The following is a 17016-nucleotide window of genomic DNA, read 5'->3' on the forward strand; positions in this document are numbered from 1 at the left end:
CCACGAAAGAGGGACATCCCCTTTGTTGGAAATGGTTGTCGTGATCACAACCATTTCTCATCCAGGGAGGATGTCCCTTTTTCAGTTCCTAATGCGATTCAATCTGTCTCCAATTTGATCGTATCGTACATAATGCCGCCGCCGCTGGTGACGCTTGTCATTTTGAAGGTGATTGTATTGGAGCCTGCCGCAAGCTGTGATGCAGGAAAATCGATTTGAACCATTTTGTATCTTCCGCTTTGCAATGCATCCCGGTAGATGGTTTGATCGTTCAATGCCGAGTAATCCAGCGTTGTTACGGCTGCTCCGTTTACATCCACTTCTACGATCGGAAAGCGGGAGATCGCAGCCATGGCAACGGTGAGATGGGCATTTCCGCTGTACGTTTTAGCCAGATTAAAATTGACATTCCATTGTCCCGCCTGCGTCTGTGCGTAATACCAGTTGGTTGAAGGCGAGCTTGTGCCAATCGTATAGGTCAGGTTGGCCGGCACGTTATTGTAGATACCGAACTGCCTTGGGAAATTGCCCAAGTTGAATTCCCCTGATTTCCGGTCGGCAGTTCCGATCTGCCAAAGCTTATTCGGATAATTAGGCGGCGTCCAGGTAATAGTACCCAAGTTGGCGGCAGTGCCGCTAATTGCAATATTGTCCTTCTGGAGCTGATCCGTCATACTGCCGCCGGTCTGATAGGCATACAGCGAATAGGTGCCTGGCCGCACGTTTGGAATGTTGAACTTGCCGGAGGAATCCGTTTGGGCCCAATACATATAGTTCGTGCCCTGGTACAGAAATTCACCGCCGGGCTGAGCAAGAACAATCGTCGAACCTGCGGCCGAACGCCCATCGGCAACCTTCAACGTGCCGGTAACTGTGGAACGATTTAAAGGGTAATTTTGGTTTGACAGCCAAGAGTAAGGCCAGGACGCTTCCTCGGCAGCGGCTCTTGTTTTTGCGTCGCTGATATCGCCATTATTGACATATACCAACCACGGTCCATACATTTTTCCTGAAGGGATCGTTGTGGAAGTTTTCCCTAAATGAGTTCCTTGCATCATATTAAGCACGGTGCCGTCGCCCGTCGAGCTCTCGACGTGAACCATCAGTTCCTGATTCAGCGGTCCGCCGTTGTCGGCTTCATGGCTTACAGGGATCATCCAGACACCGTAGTTGTTTCCATTCGAAGCTGTTCCATATACACCGTGTATATGATCTTGTGCCATATAGCTTGCCCAATCGTACTTGGAGTAGTACGAGCCGTTTGGCAGCTTCCAGGTTTCGTTCTGAACGAGCGTTCCGTTTTGAATATCGGAGACAGCGGGGAGTGCCCCTTGCCTTTCAGCGTTATAACCGTTGCGGAAGATCGATCCGTCAACGCGATAAACCGTCCGCATTTCTTGGACCGTTCCGACATTCGCGGCAACAAAATAGGAATAAATGCCGCTAACGCCGCTGCGGACGACATAGTGCAGCTCGCCGGAGCCGCCGATATAGGCGATGTCCGCCATGGTGCCGGTATTGCTTACGATTTTGAGTTGGGTCGGGCTGAGACCGCTATTTGTTCCGCTGTTATTGGTATTGTCCCAATAAAAGCCTTTAGCTGTCCCAATCAGCTCCTGGCTGCCATAGACAAGTGAGTATCCCTTGCCCGTGTTGTTAAACTTGACGGTCAAATATTCATTGGATATCGTGGCAGTCATTGCGGTTGTATCAGCAGTCAAAGTCACTCCGCCGGCCATATGTGCGACGGGCATTTGAATTAAAGAAAGCGTTAAACAGAATAATGCTGCAAACATTACAAAAGGTTTCATCATGTTGGCCATCAGCTTCATCTTTTCAACTCCTATTCTTAACACTGAGAATAATTCATCATGTCCTTCTCTTGCAACATTTACAGTGACAAGGGCGAGGCTCCTGTCTTCCGTCTAAAGGGTGGGGGAGCGGCAGCACCTCCTGCATGATGGGTTGGTAATCGGTCTTTCGGATAATCACCTGCTTCGCTATAGGATTGATAACGAAATGTAAGCGCTATCGTTTCGGATGATACCATTTCATTTTATTTCAAACAATTGGATTTTTTTGATTTATTGGACTCAAATTGACTTGATTATTATGCAAAAAAGTGCAAACGACTTTCATAAGCCCTGTCCCGGAATCGTTAGCTTATCGTAAAAGAAAGAGCTTCGGAACGGCGCCATTCGCGCGATTCCGAAGCTCTTTTCGTTGTTTTGCGGCAGGCAGGGCCGCTGTGGAGGAACTGTTGGCAATAAAAGATAAAGCGTGCAAAAATGTGCATTCGCATCCGAAGTCTGTTCGCGAGTTTCTTGCTCCTGCGAGCCGCTCCCGCAAGCAGCCGTCTCACGCCTTTTTCGTTTTGGATATGACGAACGAGGTGACTTCGGCTTTTTTGCTTTGATAGAAATGCCAGTTCAAAATAATCGAAATGATGTAGAACGCGATGAAAAAATAGAACGCTGCAACTGGGCTGCCTGTCGTATTCGTAGCCCATCCGAAAAGCTTCGGTATAAAGAAAGAGCCATATGCCGCGAAAGCTGCCGTGAAACCTAATACGGGAGCGGCTTCTTTTGGCGGGAAGATGAAAGGAATCATTTGGAACGTAGATCCGGAACCGGTGCCCGCCGCCAGGAACAGGAGGAGGAATGATGCCAAAAATCCGCCGAACTGATGCGCATCAATATAGTAAATAACTCCGATCGCTCCGATCCCCATCAATACGAGCACAACAGCCGTAACGTTGGAACCGCCGAGCTTATCCGCCAGCCATCCGCCTACAGGCCGGGCTGCCGCTGCGACGAAAGCTCCAAGGAATGCCAGCGACACATGCTCGGGGAACTGGGCTTTCAGCAGCAGCGGAAACGCAGCGGAATATCCGATAAATGAGCCGAAGGTGGCCACGTAGAGCCAGGTCATAATCCAGGTGTGCTTGCGCTTGACGATGACGAATTGTTCGGATACCGATTGCTTGGTTCCGGGCAAATTGTTCATGCCGAAAAATGCGATGACGGTCATGATCAGAATAGGCACGACCCAAATAAAGGCGGCATTTTGCAGCCAGACATGCTGCCCGTTCTTAAGCAACTGGCCTTCTCCGCCGACCAATGCGAAAGTTCCGGTTGTAATAATCAGAGGCGTCACGAACTGCACGACGGATACGCCCATATTGCCGAGACCACCATTGATGCCGAGGGCTGTGCCTTTTTCCTTTTTAGGATAAAAGAAGCTGATGTTGGACAAAGACGAGGAAAAATTTCCGCCGCCCAGGCCGCAAAGCGCTGCCAAAAGGAGCATGACCGAATAAGGCGTGTCCGGGTTCTGCACGGCCATTCCGATGCCAACGGCAGGGATAGCGAGAATGCCCGTGGACAGCACGGTCCAGTTGCGTCCGCCAAACGTTCCGACCGCAAAGGTGTACACAAAGCGTAAAGTTGCGCCTACCAGTCCGGGAATAGCAGCCAGCGTGAACAGTTGGTCCTGTGTAAAATGAAATCCGATGTCGTTCAACCGGACAGCGACAACAGACCAGATCTGCCATACGATAAAGGCCAGCATGAGAGAAGGAACGGAAATCCACAAATTTCGGGTAGCGTGCCGCTTGCCTTCGCTTTTCCAAAATTGCGGGTCTTCAGGATTCCAAACTTGAATTTTAGCCATAAACATCCTACCTCCTTCATATGTGGCTTCATTGTAGCAAAGCGGACGGACCGCCCACTGTAACAAAAATCATAGTATAAAGCCGCACATTTTAAGAATTTGTGAGCAGTTGTTGAAACAATCGTTCGGCCGCTTGCCGGCCCTGCGCAATGCAGTCCGGAATTCCGACGCCGCGATACGATCTCCCGGCCACGACCAGATGCGGAAATTGCTCCTGAAGCTGCCGCTCGATATGTTGGAGCCGATCCATATGGCCTACCGAATATTGGGACATGGCCCCGGTATGTCTTGTAATTTCCGTGAACAGGGGCGCTGCCGCCAGTCCGAGGATGGCGCCTAATTCTTTCTTCACTCGTTTTTCCAGCTCGGAGTCGTCCAATTCCTCATGAGACTGATCCCCCCAATGGCCTGTATACGCCCGGATCAGCACTTTCCCGGGCGGGGCGGTGTGGGTCCATTTCGACGAAGTCCAGGTGCAGGCCGTGATGAGCAGCCCCTCTTGCCTGGGAACGACAAACCCCGATCCCTGCAGAGACCGATCGAGCGCAGCTTGATCGAAAGCCATAACGATGTTGGCAACGGACGTGCTGGGGATTTGCCCCAACCGTTCCGTCAGCGGCTGCGGCGCGCCTTGAATGAGTCTGGCCGCTTGCTCGGCCGGCGCAGCCAGGACGATGCCGTCGACTTTCAGCGCCGAATGGCCGGAAAATACAATTTTATAGTTTTCCTGCTGGCGCAAGATGCTCTGAACGGGACTGTTCATGCTGATGAAGGTTCCGCTTTTCGTCAGGACGGCCGCCAGCCGGTCGACCAGCGTGCGTAGTCCGCTTTTGTAGGTCAGGAACATGCTGCTGCGAAGATGGGGAGGCAGCTGGCTAACGGCAGCGTCCGGAGCCGGTGACGGCTTTTTGCTGCGGGAGGAAAGCATGCCGAGAATGAGGCTGCGGTGTTCTTTTTCCATATGAAGCAGCTGCGGAAAAGTTGCGGCGGTGCTCAGCATGTGCAAATCTCCCGCATAGATGCCGCCCAAAATAGGTCCGACCAATCGGTCGGCGACCTCCGCGCCCAGCCTTCGTTCAATCAAGCTCCCGATGGATTCGTCACCGGGGGTGCTTTTTCTGGGCAAAAGAAAATCCAATGACGCCCGGACTTTGCCGGGAAAAGAAAGCAAACGGGTGCCTATGAACGGCTTCACTCGCGTGGGGATGCCCATGGACAAGCCTGCAGGCACGGGGTGAAGCTTTCCTTTCAGGCAGATAAAGCTTTTGGAAGCGGTCGGGGCCAGTCCGGTCAAGTCGCCGGTCAAGCCGAGTTCATCGGACAAATGCAGCACGGCAGTCTTGCGGGACAAAAAGGCATCCGGGCCTTGTTCGATAATAAAGCCGTCCCGATGCAGCGTTTGAATGACGCCGCCGAGCCTGTCGCTTTTTTCCAGGAGCGTGATTTGAACCGGCTGCCCCGAAGATTCGAACTGTTTGTGCAGCTCGTAGGCTGCGGTCAGCCCCGTAATGCCCCCGCCGATTACCGCTATATGTTTGATTTTCATGGCCGCCACTCCTGACTCATTTTTCCCATAATGTATCATGGGCCGAAATCGCCGGATATGAAATAGATCACTTTCAGCACTTTTGGACGCGGCAAAAACTGCATCGTGATCTTCATCACATGCAGTTGGCCGGGCATTTTCGTATAATGAAGCGGTTTTGTAATGGAGAATCAGGAATGGAGGCGTTTGGGCGGCATGAAAAGTGAACCCGTACCCTATAACATCCATATTCATACGTATTCACTGGGAAAAGACAAAGTATTTCTGATCGGCGGCGGCCAGGCTCATATCGGGGCTGTGGCGGTCGCGTATCCCGACGGGCATCGGATCTGCGAAGAAGCCGTCACACTGCCGGGACATAGAGAAAAACCGCTAGCGGCAGAGCTCGCAAGGCTGGCAGCCTCACAGCTCAATCAGGCCGTAACGGTTATTATGGGCATCCATATCGATCAAGCGACGAAGCAGGACATCGACGAGATCGTCCGATGCGTACGCGAAGCCATGGCGGAGGAGCTTAAGCGAGCGCAGGAGGTATTTTAGTTGCTATTTTTCTTTTTGTGTCTTCGAGTAAAAATGAACAAAATAGCGGTTGTGAATAATATAATCGCTAACAACCATCCTATCGTCGGTGCGTAATTCGTTATATTTTTGCCGCCAACCGTAAATAACAATGAAACGGAAGCCAATATACAAAGGGGCACAATGATTCTATTCACTCGGTTCCACTCCTTTTGGAAAATGATTCACATTACAGCGCAACCAATGTAACGATGTATGCTGAGCAGATGATCCTAATTGGCCAACATTTTCGTTATTTATAAATGGGTTCTGTAAATATATACCACTATTTGTCAACGCAATCAACGGTTAGTCGAAAAGGAACAGAAAACCCGTTAATGTCCATTAATAAAAGGGACGAGTCATCAGCTGTGAAATAGGCATCAAAAAGCTTGATGCAGGAAAACGAACGCATATGAAAAGGCTACCCGCTTGGGTAGCCCGATTCTGTTATGCGCCGGTAGACCCGGCTCTTTACCCTGTTATCGATCAAGCGACGCCGCAGGACATCGACGAGATCGTCCGATGCGTACGCAAAGCCATGGCGGAGGAGCTTAAGCGAGTGCAAGCATCGCTGCCATGTCCTCTTGAGCATTTCCGATCAGTTTAAGTCCGAAGGTTTGCACCAGTACGTCCAGAACGCCCGGGGTAATGAATTCCGGCGGTTTGGGACCGATGCGAATATCTTGGATGCCGAGGCTGAACAAGCCGAGCAGGATGGCGACGGCTTTTTGCTCGAACCAGGAGAGGACGATGCTGACCGGCAAATCGTTGACGCTGCAGCCGAAAGCGTCGGCCAAAGCGAGCGCGATTTTGACGGTGGAGCCGGAATTGTTGCACTGCCCAAGGTCGATATACCGCGGGATGCCGGTATCGGCGACAGTTCCGTATTCCACGTCGTTGAAGCGGAATTTGCCGCAGGACGTCGTGAGAATGACGGTATCGTTAGGAAGCGATGTAGCGAGCTCGCGGTAATACTCGCCGCCAGGGCCGGGCGCATCGCAGCCGGCGATGACGAAGAAACGTTTTATTTTGCCTGCTTTGACGGCTTGAATGATTTCGGGAGCGAGCCCGATCACCGTTTCGTGATGGTATCCGGTCGTAAGCTGCTGCTCGGAATCAATGCTGACGGCGGGCAGCGACAAAGCTTTGTCGATCAGAGGGGTGAAATCATCGCCGATGATTTTGGTGACACCCTCCAGACCGGCAATATCGTAGGAGAAAAAGCGGTCGGCATACGTGCCTTTTATAGGCATGACACAGTTCGTCGTCGCCAGGATGGCTCCCGGGAATTTTTCGAAAAGCCGCCGCTGGTCATACCACGCTTTGCCGATATTTCCTTTCAGATGCGCGTATTGCTTCAATTTCGGGTAGCCGTGGGCCGGGAGCATTTCGGAATGCGTGTAGATGTTGATTCCTTTGCCCTCGGTCTGTTTGAGCAGTTCCTCCAGCGCATAAAGGTTGTGCCCGGTTACGACGATCGCATGGCCCTCGATTTTGTTCTGGGACACCGTGACGGGCTGGGGAATTCCAAAATGCGTCGTATGCGCGCGATCCAGAACGTCCATGATCCTTACGGCCGCGGAACCGACTTTCATCGCCATGTCGATATGCTCCTGGAGGTTGAAATTGGAGTTGGTCAAAGTCATGTAGAGCGCTTCATGTGTGATGCGGTCTACCTCGGGGTCGCTGTAGCCCAATTGGCGTGCGTGCGTGGCATAAGCGGCGATACCTTTTAACGCAAAAATCATCGTGTCCTGCAGGCTGGCGATATTTTCATCTTTTCCGCAGACGCCGACTACTTTGCAGCCGCCTGTCGGGGTTTGCTCGCATTGGTAACAAAACATAGATGAATCCCTCCGTTTCATTGTCCGGTTTTCATACACAGATTAACAGGTCTGCGGAAAAAGGTATGTGATCGCAATCACAGACAGTTAAAATGCTCACGCTCAGCCGAAACAAACACGAAGGACAAGTATATTCAATTTTAGCCAAAATAGACAAGAGCATGCAAGAAATCTGGCAATTGCATGCTCTATAATAGGGACATTCACCGGGGATGGCCGTTATTTCCCCGCAAGCTCGCGGTAGCGCAGGGGCGGCATGCCCGCAATGGATTTGAACGTTTTGTTAAAATGGGAAATGTGCTCAAACCCGACCTGCTCCGCGATCGTCTGGACTTTGCTCCGGGTCGTCTGCAGCAGCTTTTGCGCTTCGCGGATGCGCACAACCCGGACGTATTCGCTAAAATGGAAGCCCGTCAGTTTCAGAAAAATGCGGCTTAAATAGGCGGGGCTAATATAAAATTGTTTTGCGGCAAGCTCCAGGGTAATCGGCTCTTTGTAATGGGTATTGATGTAGGAGGCGATCTCCGTCACCTTCTGGTGCATCGGATGGCCGCCGCCCGGAGGCTCGCTGCCTGACCCGCAGGAGCGGTGAATCCGGATCAGCAGCTCGGTCAGCAGCTGCCGCACACAGGAAACGTAAAGCGCCGGCCGCTCCCTGCATTCGGTCAACATTTGCTGGAGCAAGCGCTCGACGGCCTGCTGCTCTTTGAGCGGCAAGCGGATTAAAGCGGACTCGCAAAAAGGCGGCAGTTCGAGCAGCGGAGGTTCGGTCGGAGCTATGAAATCGGGCGCGAATTCGATCAGCACCCGCTCGAATTTTTCGACGCTTGAGCTTGACGTAGCGTGAAGGTCGTTCGGCACGACAACGATCAAGTCCCCTTTTTGCACGGTGTACACTTTGCCGTTTATAAAATAGACGCGCTGGCCGTCCAACAAGTAATATAATTCGTAAAACGGATGAGCATGAGGGCGGGGCATGGCGAAATAGCCTTTGCGCTGCAGCTGCTGAATGGCAAAGGATGAATCGCCGATATGGTATTTCGGTTCGGTCCGGCTGCTCATGGAAGTCCCTCTCTTTGCAGGAAGCGTATATGCAAATTTTAGCATATTTTGAAAGCGGAAGGCGCGAAATCGAAAAGCGGAAGGCCGAATCCGGCCTTGGATAAAGGAGATGGCTGCGGAATGTGGAGCCCTGACGATTTTTTGGCAAAGCTTTATGCCCAAACGGTGGAAAACAGCCTGGACCGCGCCGCCGGGACTATGCCCGACGGGGCCGGGCGCGAGGAGCTCAGGCGCCGGCTCGCCGATGCGCTGGGGGCCTGGCCCGAGCGCAGGCCGGCGCTGGAGCCCGAATTGCTCGACACGTTCGAGCATGAAGGACTTACCGTCGAGAAGCTCGCTTACTCGACGTACGAAGGGCTGCGGATACCGGCGTATGCGCTGTATCCGTCAGGCGGGGGCGGCAAGCTGCCGGCGGTGCTTGCCTGCCACGGACACGGCCCGGGCCATCGGGCCGCGCTCGGCATGAATCCCGACGGCAGCTTCGCTGACGATCCCGGGATTCACAACAAATTCGCCGTCCGGCTGGCCCGCCGGGGGCTGTTCGTGCTCGTCCCCGAAATCATCGGCTTCGGGGACCGGAGATTGCAGGCCGGCGTGGAGGCCGATCCGTCGGCCAAAGATTCCAGCTGCCTGCCGATTGCGCTGCAGCTGCTCATGTGCGGGATGACCATCGCCGGATTCCGCACATACGAAGCGACGCGCGCGCTTGACTATTTGGCCGCGCGCGGGGAAGTCGATCCGGAGCGGATCGGGGTCATCGGTTTTTCCGGCGGCGGCCTGGTCGCATCTTTGACCGCTGCTTTGGATGAGCGCATCCGCGCCGCCGTAATTTGCGGATATGCAAATACGTACCTGGGGAGCATTTTGGACCGGCCGCACTGCATCGACAACTATATTCCCGGCATCCTGCGGATTGCCGAGCAGCCGGAATTGCTCGGGTTGATCGCTCCGAGGCCTTTGTTTATCGAGTCCGGGGATCAGGACCGGGTATTTCCGGTTGGAACGACGGAAGAAGCCATCGTGCGGCTGACCCGGATTTACCGCAGTCTCGGAGCGGAGGACCGGCTCGCTGCCGACATATTCCCGGGCAAGCATGAAATTTCCGGAAGAACATCATTCGACTGGCTGAAGGCGCAGCTTTCCTGAGCGGAGAGGAGACGAACCTTTTTTATGAGACATATCACGGTTTCGCAAGACGGCAGCGGGGATTTCACCGGCATTCAGGAGGCGATAGACGCCGTCCGCGTGCTTCCTCTGGAGCCTGTCACGATCTACGTCAAAAATGGAACTTATCGCGAAAAATTGCTCATTCCCGACAATAAACCGGACATCGCACTGATCGGCGAGAGCCGCGAAGGGACGATTATCGCTTACGGCGATTACGCCAGGATGACGGGGCCGGACGGCAAAGAAATAGGAACGTTCCGCACCGCCGTTTTGAAGGTGGAGGCCGACGATTTTCGCATGGAAAATTTGACGGTGCAAAACACCGCGGGCTATGGCCTGGAAATCGCGCAGGCCGTTGCTTTGTACGCTTCCGGCGACCGTCAGGTTTACCGCAGCGTCAGGCTGCTCGGCAATCAGGACACTTTGTATACGAGCCGGGGGCGGCATTATTTTGCCGGTTGCTATATCGAAGGGCATGTCGACTTTATTTTCGGATCGGCGGCGGCATGCTTCGAATCGTGTGAAATCCGCAGTTTGCGCGGAGGCTATATCACAGCAGCTTCGACTCCGCGAGGCGCGGAATTCGGCTACGTCTTTTTGAACTGCCGTCTGACCGGGGCGCAGGAGGAGGAGTCGGTCTACCTCGGCAGGCCCTGGAGAGCGTGGGCGCATACCGCGTTTATCAACACCTGGATGGGGCCGCACATCTATTCGGCGGGTTGGGACAATTGGGACAATCCCGGCAATGAAAGCACGGCCCGCTATACGGAGTACGGCAGCACGGGCCCCGGTGCGCGCGATGCCGCCGTCCGCGCCGGCTGGGCGAGGGTTTTAACGGAAGCGGAAGCGCTGCGGCTTGATGCCAAAACCGTTCTGGCCGGCCATGACGGCTGGGACCCGACGGAGAGCGGAGAGGGCGCTGCAAGGCGGGCGTGAAACATTCTCGCCCGGCCGTCTATGCGGAACGCGAATCTATGTGATAAACTGTACGCAGCAGTAATCGTCATGTGTGACTGGCGTAACGTGGGCAACCACGAGGGAGCACATGGCTTATAGCCGTACGCCTGGGCAAAGTATTTGGTAAGCAAGCATGCGACCAAGTACTTTTTTTGCATTTTCATCCGATTATGGAGAGGGGAACGAACGTAAATGGGTTTGCTGCTTAAATCGAAGCCGTTAGCCGATCAAATCTCGCACTCTATCGCCGCCGAAGTCGGCAAATGGAAGGAGCGGGGCGTTCAACCGGCGATAGCCGCCATTTTGGTGCAGGGCGATCCGGCTTCCGCGTACTACGCCAAAGCAAAGGAAAAGCTGGCTGCCAAACTCGGGGTTGCCTTTCATTTGATGGAATTTGAGGCGCAAGTGAGCGAACAGCGCCTTCTTGAGGAGATCGAGCGGTTAAACGGGGACCCGGCCGTGCACGGAATCATGCTCGAGCTCCCCGTTCCCGGGCACATCCGCGTGCAAAAGCTGTCCGATGCTATCGCTCCGGCCAAAGATGTCGACGGCATATCTTCGGCGAACAAATTGGCGTGCATGACGGGAGAAAGCGGGTTGTACCCGGCGACGCCCCAGTCGTGCATCCGCATTTTGAAACATTACGGATACCGGCTTCAGGGGGCGCATGTCGTTCTGATCGGGCGGGGAGAAACGGTAGGGCGGCCGCTGATGCAGCAGCTGCTGCGCGAAAATGCCACCGTAACCGTCTGTCATTCCTATACCGCGAATTTATCCGGCCATATCGCTCAAGCCGACATTTTGATTACGGCCGCAGGCAAAGCAGGCCTGGTGACCCCGGGCATGGTGCATGACGAATTGGTCGTCATCGATGCGGGAATCAATGAAACGGAGGCTGGAATTGCAGGCGACGCCAGCCCCGGCATTTGGGAAGCGGTGAAAGCCGCGACACCGGTTCCGGGCGGAGTAGGCACGCTGACGACCGTCATTTTGTTCGAAAATTTATTAAAAGCAATGGAACTGCAGTCCATCGGGCGGGGGGATGCAAATGAAAGTTTTTGACCGGAAGATTCGCCAATTTCTGGAGGAAGCGGGCTCAAGCTCGCCTGTGCCGGGCGGAGGCAGCGTTGCGGCGCTGTCCGCGGCTTTGGGCGCTTCCATGGGGTCCATGGTAGCCAATCTTACGGCAGGACCCAAATATGAAGCGGTCCGGGAATCGATGACGGCGGCCGTGGAGCGGATGAAATCGGCGATAGCCGAGTTCGAAACGCTGCTGGAACAAGACATGGACGCATTTCACGGATTCATGGCGGCACTCGCGCTGCCCAAAGGGACCGGCGCCGAGAAGGAAGCACGCTCGCTTGCCGTGCAGGATGCCGCCGCTCAGGCCGCCGCCGTACCGCTCGCTCTTTTGAGTCGGAGTTATGACGTGATGGTTGCTTTGGACGAAATCATTCATCTGGCTAACAAAAATGTCATATCCGACCTCGGCATTGCCCTCATTATGCTGGAAGCGGCCATTCAATCCGCCTGGATTACGGTAGAAATCAATCTGGGCAGCATGCAAACCGGGCTTGCGCAGCTTTACCGCGCCGAGGGCCTGGAACTGCTGGACAAAGCCGGGCAGTTGAAGCTGAACGCTTTGCGGAAAGTAAGGGAAAGAATGAGTTAGGCAAGCCAGGCGGCCGTATGGCAGAGAAAAGAGTTACCCTTGAGCGGGATGAAGCGCCCGGGGGTAACTCTTTGTGTTATGTCAGGTCAAGGAGGAAGTCGCCGATGCTGCTTGATTTCTGATTCATGCAGAAATAGCCTCCTCGTTTGGTATCGTAATGACGAATTTCGTTCCGAGCCCTTTTTGCGTGGTGACCTCCAATTGTCCGCCCGCATGTAAGATTCTGCTCCTCATTTGTTCGATTCCCAGTCCCGATGAATCGATCTCCTTCCGACGCACTTTGTTGTCTTCAAACCCCACGCCGTCATCCTCATAGATCAAATAAAAGCTATTGTGCGCTTCCGTTATCAGAAAAGTGACTTTGGAAGCCTGGGAATGCTTTTTCGCATTGTTGAGCAGCTCCTGAGCAATTCGAAAAATATGTCGTTTCGTCGGCAAATCTTTGGCTTCAATGGCAGCAGCCTGCTCAGCAATGAATTCAAGTTGAAAAGGAGCGGTAAAAGCTTCCTTCTTCATGTACATCGTCAGCGTTTGAATCAAACCAATCTCTTTAAGCAAATGGGGATTTAACTCAAAACAGCTTTGGCGCAAACTGGCATTGATCAATTCCACGAAATTAATCATATTGTCGAGCTGTTCCCGATCTTCTTCGGGCGTAGTATACTTTTCCGACAGGATGGTTAACTTTCTTTTCAGAAAGAAAAGGTCCTGCATCGTCGTATCATGAAGATCGGCAGCAATCCGAATCCGTTCCTCCTCCTGCAATTCGAACATGATCTTGCGGAACCATTGAATGTCTTGCGCCGTGTCCTCTTGGGGAAGTTGGGAAGCCAATTGCTGCAGCCTCGCGGTCAGCTTGCGGACCAAGTGAACATTTTCCAGGCTAACTTCCAAATAAGATGTAATCAGGCGCAGCCATTGGATTTCTTCCTTTCCGAGCAGCGTATTCGCCTTTTTGCGTGTCATTACCAAATAACTCGTATATTCTTCATGGTCATTCATCTCAATGCAAGTATAAAGCGGATGATCGAGCAGGGATGACGAATCGAGCAGCTGCCGAATTTCCGCAGTATTCATATCACCTTCGCTAATGATTTCGGTATCGTCCTTATACCGGAACACAATGGCTCCCCCCATCACCTGAAGCGTGTCCACAATATCGACAAGTATGCTATCTTTCAATTCGCGGAAACTGGAAATGGTGCCAAGGTTTTTGGAAATCTTCTTCAAAGCTGTTTGCAAGACGTATTTTCTCGGGAACAAAAATGGTTCAAACCGCGTTGTCCAATATTCCGCCGCGTAGAGCACCCATGTAACAAGGATCAGCGAACCTATGAAAACGAACAGAATTTGCTTTTCATCCACAACATGGCTGAATAAGAAAGCGTATGACCCCGTAAACAAGCTGACTGGAACGATAGCCAGCAGGCCCGCGAACAAAATCCGCCGAATAATACGGCCAAAATCATACAACTGGTCGGAAGCAATTAAGTATGCAAAAGAGATGGGAAAAAGTAAAATAATCCAACTTGTGTACACAGCATTTACAACTCGATACCCCATTATTATTTTTGGAAGAAAGGAGAAACAGATGACAGGTAAAAATGAAACCATCCATGAAAGCCATACACTCTTGATAATGCTGGACATATAGGACGGTTGTTTGCGGAGTTTAACATATAGGATCGTTAATAAATACATATTGAATAAAAACCCGATTATGAAAGTAATTAAGGTAAACGAGTCTTGGTTACGTTGGATTGCGTAAGCCATCGGAGGATAGAAGTACAAGAGTCTTGCACCGAAGCAAATGACGGTAAATGCATACATGAATTTTAAAGTCCGCTTCGGTAAGTCAATACCGCCTTTTTCCTTGAAGAAGACTATTAAAAAATGATAAAACACTATCGGGAGCAAGGTCATCAAGTTGGTGATTGTAAATTTTCCAATGGCATCCCCTCGAATAGATGCGCCTAGACTCATATAAATGATTGCCATGGTTAGAAAAAGGGTTGAAAGCAGCCTAGCCGATGGAGATTGGCGTTTTTTTATTAAAAGCACAACTGCCATAAAGAGGCACACGGATTCCTCGATGATTGGAATAATATCATAAGAGGTAGCGCTATTGGTGTTTATTTCGATTGCGTGCTCACGCCCGTCTCTGAGAATCAACAGCTTGTGAGCTTGCTCAACCGTTCGCCATTTATAAACAGAGGGAGATTCGTCAGGAAATTTGCCGTCTACTTGTTTGACTATATCCCCGATCTGTAAGTCAAGCTTAGCACTCGTACCCTCAGGAGACAATTCCTTGATTACCCATTGGTGCTGCGGGGTTAGCTCAAGATAAATTCCGTTAAAAGGGTAATGGAACATAATGAAGGAGAACCACATTTGTAAGGCGACGAAAATCGACACGATCAGCCCAAATAAATACTTTTTTTTCATAATAATCATCCTCCATACTTCATTTATTTGTTATTATTATGTGTGCAGTACAATTGTCCCGGGAGGGGGTGATATCTATGCTTACAATCCAGCTAAACCCCAATTTGTGCCGAGTCGTACATATGTTGAAAAGCGTTGAGATGCACGGAAATGATGGTATTTCTATTGCTGAATTATCCTTGTCGAAAGAAGAGTCTTCCGCATTGATAAGCATCTTTAATCATTCTGTATTAAGTAAGGGGAAAAAAACATCGGAACCTCGTTGCGATTGGGTTTAACTCCCTCAAGCAATATTTTACCAAATATAAGAAGGATTGCAATTAGCCGCGGCTAAACATGCAATTCTTTTTATGTTGTCACTCTTGCGTCGATCACAACGCAAAACGACAACCGGAAGCATCCCCTCGGGGATATGAAAAAGAGCCTCAGTCACAAATACTGGAGGCTCTTTTCATTGATATTGTGTTTTTTCTGGAACGCGGAGTGGCGCGCCGATGGCGGTCGCATTCGGGGGTACTTGACGAATCATACCGTCCGGTAACGGGCGGGTCGTCGGTATTCGTGCAGTTGGAAGACCAGCACACGGCAGCGGGGAGCATGTGCGGGAAGCTTGCCGAATAATTCCGACTGAAGAAACCGTGCCGACGTTATACGTGCAACGGTCGGGCGACTGTTCTGCAGTTCATGCTCCCGGATGCGATTCGCGCTCGGACGGCGCGTCGGTGATGGCGGTTGCCGTGCCGCTACGCTGCAGCTCTCGCTTCTAGTTCTCCCGGTGCAATCCACGCGCGGGCGGCGTGCTGGTGACGGCTGTTCGGAGATAATAAAGCTTAGACTGAATATTAAGGTCTTAGACTGCTGGTTCTTCCGGATGAAGCCCGGCTTTACGATCGGCACGACGGCAACGACAGCCGGCCGTGCAGTCTAATGCTTTATTTTTTTGTACAATATCATCCGAATGTCCCTCGCTTGTTCAGCCCTGAGCCGGTGATCTGCGGCTTGTATGTGTCCAGGAACACGCTGCTGACGTGGATCGGCGTTTCACTTGCCTTCGGCAGTATCTGCAGGCATGTCCACCAAGCTCCAATCAGCCCTCACATCGGCTGAACGCAAACAGCGAACGCTTGATGGCCGAGCGGGGTAATTCCCGAAGCAGTTGTTGGCAAGCGGCTCTGATTGGAGAATAGCAACGGCGCACCAAGCGTGTCGGAACTGCTTCCGGAAAGCGTACAACAGTTGCTCGCCGTTTCAGGTCGGCACGGCCCCGACAATCAGCCGAAAGAAACGGCCGTCAATCAAGCGATCCATCGATTGGGTGCGCGGTATTCCGCCGCAGATGGAACCTAGCTCAGCATGCCGATCTCCTGCCACGCACCAGCAGGCAGAAGGGAGGCAACCATTCATGGTCACCTCCCCATATGACTCAACAGAGCACCTCACAGATGTCTTATTGGATCATTGGCACATAAAAATTCCTTTATGATTTGTAACAAAAAGGAGAAATTAACTGTCTATATAAGCATCACATAAATGAAGGGATTGTTAATAAATGAAAAAAACTCTTTTTTGTTTTATTTTGGCGTCATTCTTATCGCTTACCACGGTTTCTTTTGCTGCAACAAACACATTAGAAGTTCTTACACTTCCGATAAAGTATGTGATTGATAAAGCAGATATTCAAATGGATGAGGAATATACTTCTTTTTACTATAATGGGCATATATATGCTCCTGTTCGTTTTATAGCAGATGGTTTAGCGGCAAAAATTGATTACTTTCCAGAGACAAATACGGTTACGCTTCAATCCGCACCTACTACAGGAGTTGGTCGTCCAAATGTCTCCCCTGATCAAGCAAAAATTATTGCCTATGAGAAGTACCATCTGAAACACGTTGAGGAAGAGACTAGTATAAGAATTCTAAACGATTTAGAAAGAAAACAAATTCCCGAAGAGGCAAAAAAGGGAGCTCCCGTATACTATTTTGTAAAAGGGTTGAATGATTTAAATGAAGAGACCACAATATGTGTTTGGTCGGTTGATAAGAATGTTAACTTTATATATTCAGATAATTAGAAACAGATAAAACAAA

13 protein-coding genes and 1 riboswitch are annotated in these 17016 nt (G+C 51.6%); of the genes, 7 read left to right on the top strand and 6 right to left on the bottom strand.

Going from position 1 to position 17016, the window contains the following annotated elements; translation table 11 throughout:
* Positions 1–98 precede the first annotated feature (98 nt).
* From AC0LWT_RS15440 to hemG, 3 genes are all read right to left on the bottom strand, one after another.
* A complete protein-coding gene (locus tag AC0LWT_RS15440) occupies positions 99–1832 on the bottom strand; it encodes a polysaccharide lyase family protein (protein WP_474682149.1) in 1734 nt (577 codons plus the stop codon).
* Positions 1833–2358: 526 nt separating this feature from the next.
* Complete coding sequence (locus AC0LWT_RS15445) at positions 2359–3672, bottom strand: NarK family nitrate/nitrite MFS transporter (protein WP_474682150.1); 1314 nt, start codon at positions 3670–3672, stop codon at positions 2359–2361.
* Between the two features lie 91 nt (positions 3673–3763).
* Positions 3764–5218, bottom strand: coding sequence for a protoporphyrinogen oxidase (gene hemG / locus AC0LWT_RS15450; protein WP_474682151.1), 1455 nt, complete (start codon positions 5216–5218; stop codon positions 3764–3766).
* A gap of 195 nt (positions 5219–5413) precedes the next feature.
* Between hemG and lpdD the strand changes: the two genes are divergently transcribed.
* Complete coding sequence (gene lpdD, locus AC0LWT_RS15455) at positions 5414–5758, top strand: prenylated flavin chaperone LpdD (RefSeq protein ID WP_474682152.1); 345 nt, start codon at positions 5414–5416, stop codon at positions 5756–5758.
* Between the two features lie 572 nt (positions 5759–6330).
* On the opposite strand, the gene hcp is transcribed toward lpdD, so the two are convergent.
* Positions 6331–7623: a hydroxylamine reductase gene (gene hcp, locus AC0LWT_RS15460; protein ID WP_474682153.1), complete on the bottom strand. Its 1293-nt coding sequence runs from the start codon at positions 7621–7623 to the stop codon at positions 6331–6333.
* A gap of 219 nt (positions 7624–7842) precedes the next feature.
* Positions 7843–8685, bottom strand: coding sequence for a helix-turn-helix transcriptional regulator (locus AC0LWT_RS15465; RefSeq protein WP_474682154.1), 843 nt, complete (start codon positions 8683–8685; stop codon positions 7843–7845).
* A 120-nt stretch (positions 8686–8805) separates the two neighbouring features.
* On the opposite strand from AC0LWT_RS15465, the gene AC0LWT_RS15470 reads away from it, so the two are divergent.
* From AC0LWT_RS15470 to AC0LWT_RS15485, 4 genes are all read left to right on the top strand, one after another.
* Positions 8806–9831 (top strand): alpha/beta hydrolase family protein, encoded by a 1026-nt coding sequence (locus AC0LWT_RS15470; RefSeq protein ID WP_474682155.1) that lies wholly within the window; start codon positions 8806–8808, stop codon positions 9829–9831.
* Between the two features lie 24 nt (positions 9832–9855).
* On the top strand, positions 9856–10788 hold the full coding sequence (locus AC0LWT_RS15475; protein WP_474682156.1) for a pectinesterase family protein: 933 nt from the start codon (positions 9856–9858) through the stop codon (positions 10786–10788).
* 63 nt (positions 10789–10851) lie between these two features.
* Positions 10852–10929: riboswitch (ZMP/ZTP riboswitch) on the top strand.
* Between the two features lie 72 nt (positions 10930–11001).
* A complete protein-coding gene (locus tag AC0LWT_RS15480) occupies positions 11002–11871 on the top strand; it encodes a bifunctional 5,10-methylenetetrahydrofolate dehydrogenase/5,10-methenyltetrahydrofolate cyclohydrolase (RefSeq protein WP_474682157.1) in 870 nt (289 codons plus the stop codon).
* On the top strand, positions 11858–12481 hold the full coding sequence (locus AC0LWT_RS15485; protein WP_474682158.1) for a cyclodeaminase/cyclohydrolase family protein: 624 nt from the start codon (positions 11858–11860) through the stop codon (positions 12479–12481). Before AC0LWT_RS15480 ends, AC0LWT_RS15485 begins: the two co-directional genes overlap by 14 nt.
* Before the next feature lie 123 nt (positions 12482–12604).
* Here the strand turns inward: AC0LWT_RS15485 and AC0LWT_RS15490 are convergent, their stop codons facing one another.
* Positions 12605–14020, bottom strand: a complete 1416-nt coding sequence (locus AC0LWT_RS15490; protein WP_474682159.1) for a sensor histidine kinase — start codon at positions 14018–14020, stop codon at positions 12605–12607.
* A gap of 2082 nt (positions 14021–16102) precedes the next feature.
* On the opposite strand from AC0LWT_RS15490, the gene AC0LWT_RS15495 reads away from it, so the two are divergent.
* Both AC0LWT_RS15495 and AC0LWT_RS15500 read left to right on the top strand, forming a co-directional pair.
* On the top strand, positions 16103–16273 hold the full coding sequence (locus AC0LWT_RS15495; RefSeq protein WP_474682160.1) for a hypothetical protein: 171 nt from the start codon (positions 16103–16105) through the stop codon (positions 16271–16273).
* A 202-nt stretch (positions 16274–16475) separates the two neighbouring features.
* Positions 16476–17000, top strand: coding sequence for a stalk domain-containing protein (locus tag AC0LWT_RS15500; RefSeq protein ID WP_474682161.1), 525 nt, complete (start codon positions 16476–16478; stop codon positions 16998–17000).
* Positions 17001–17016: the final 16 nt, after the last annotated feature.

The sequence above is a fragment of the Paenibacillus sp. sgz302164 genome (genome assembly GCF_056120505.1).

Bases quoted from the DNA above. Each gene is read 5' to 3' on its own strand.
- AC0LWT_RS15440 (WP_474682149.1), bottom strand. From the start codon at position 1,832: ATGAAGCTGATGGCCAACATGATGAAACCTTTTGTAATGTTTGCAGCA.
- AC0LWT_RS15445 (WP_474682150.1), bottom strand. From the start codon at position 3,672: ATGGCTAAAATTCAAGTTTGGAATCCTGAAGACCCGCAATTTTGGAAA.
- hemG (WP_474682151.1), bottom strand. From the start codon at position 5,218: ATGAAAATCAAACATATAGCGGTAATCGGCGGGGGCATTACGGGGCTG.
- lpdD (WP_474682152.1), top strand. From the start codon at position 5,414: ATGAAAAGTGAACCCGTACCCTATAACATCCATATTCATACGTATTCA.
- hcp (WP_474682153.1), bottom strand. From the start codon at position 7,623: ATGTTTTGTTACCAATGCGAGCAAACCCCGACAGGCGGCTGCAAAGTA.
- AC0LWT_RS15465 (WP_474682154.1), bottom strand. From the start codon at position 8,685: ATGAGCAGCCGGACCGAACCGAAATACCATATCGGCGATTCATCCTTT.
- AC0LWT_RS15470 (WP_474682155.1), top strand. From the start codon at position 8,806: ATGTGGAGCCCTGACGATTTTTTGGCAAAGCTTTATGCCCAAACGGTG.
- AC0LWT_RS15475 (WP_474682156.1), top strand. From the start codon at position 9,856: ATGAGACATATCACGGTTTCGCAAGACGGCAGCGGGGATTTCACCGGC.
- AC0LWT_RS15480 (WP_474682157.1), top strand. From the start codon at position 11,002: ATGGGTTTGCTGCTTAAATCGAAGCCGTTAGCCGATCAAATCTCGCAC.
- AC0LWT_RS15485 (WP_474682158.1), top strand. From the start codon at position 11,858: ATGAAAGTTTTTGACCGGAAGATTCGCCAATTTCTGGAGGAAGCGGGC.
- AC0LWT_RS15500 (WP_474682161.1), top strand. From the start codon at position 16,476: ATGAAAAAAACTCTTTTTTGTTTTATTTTGGCGTCATTCTTATCGCTT.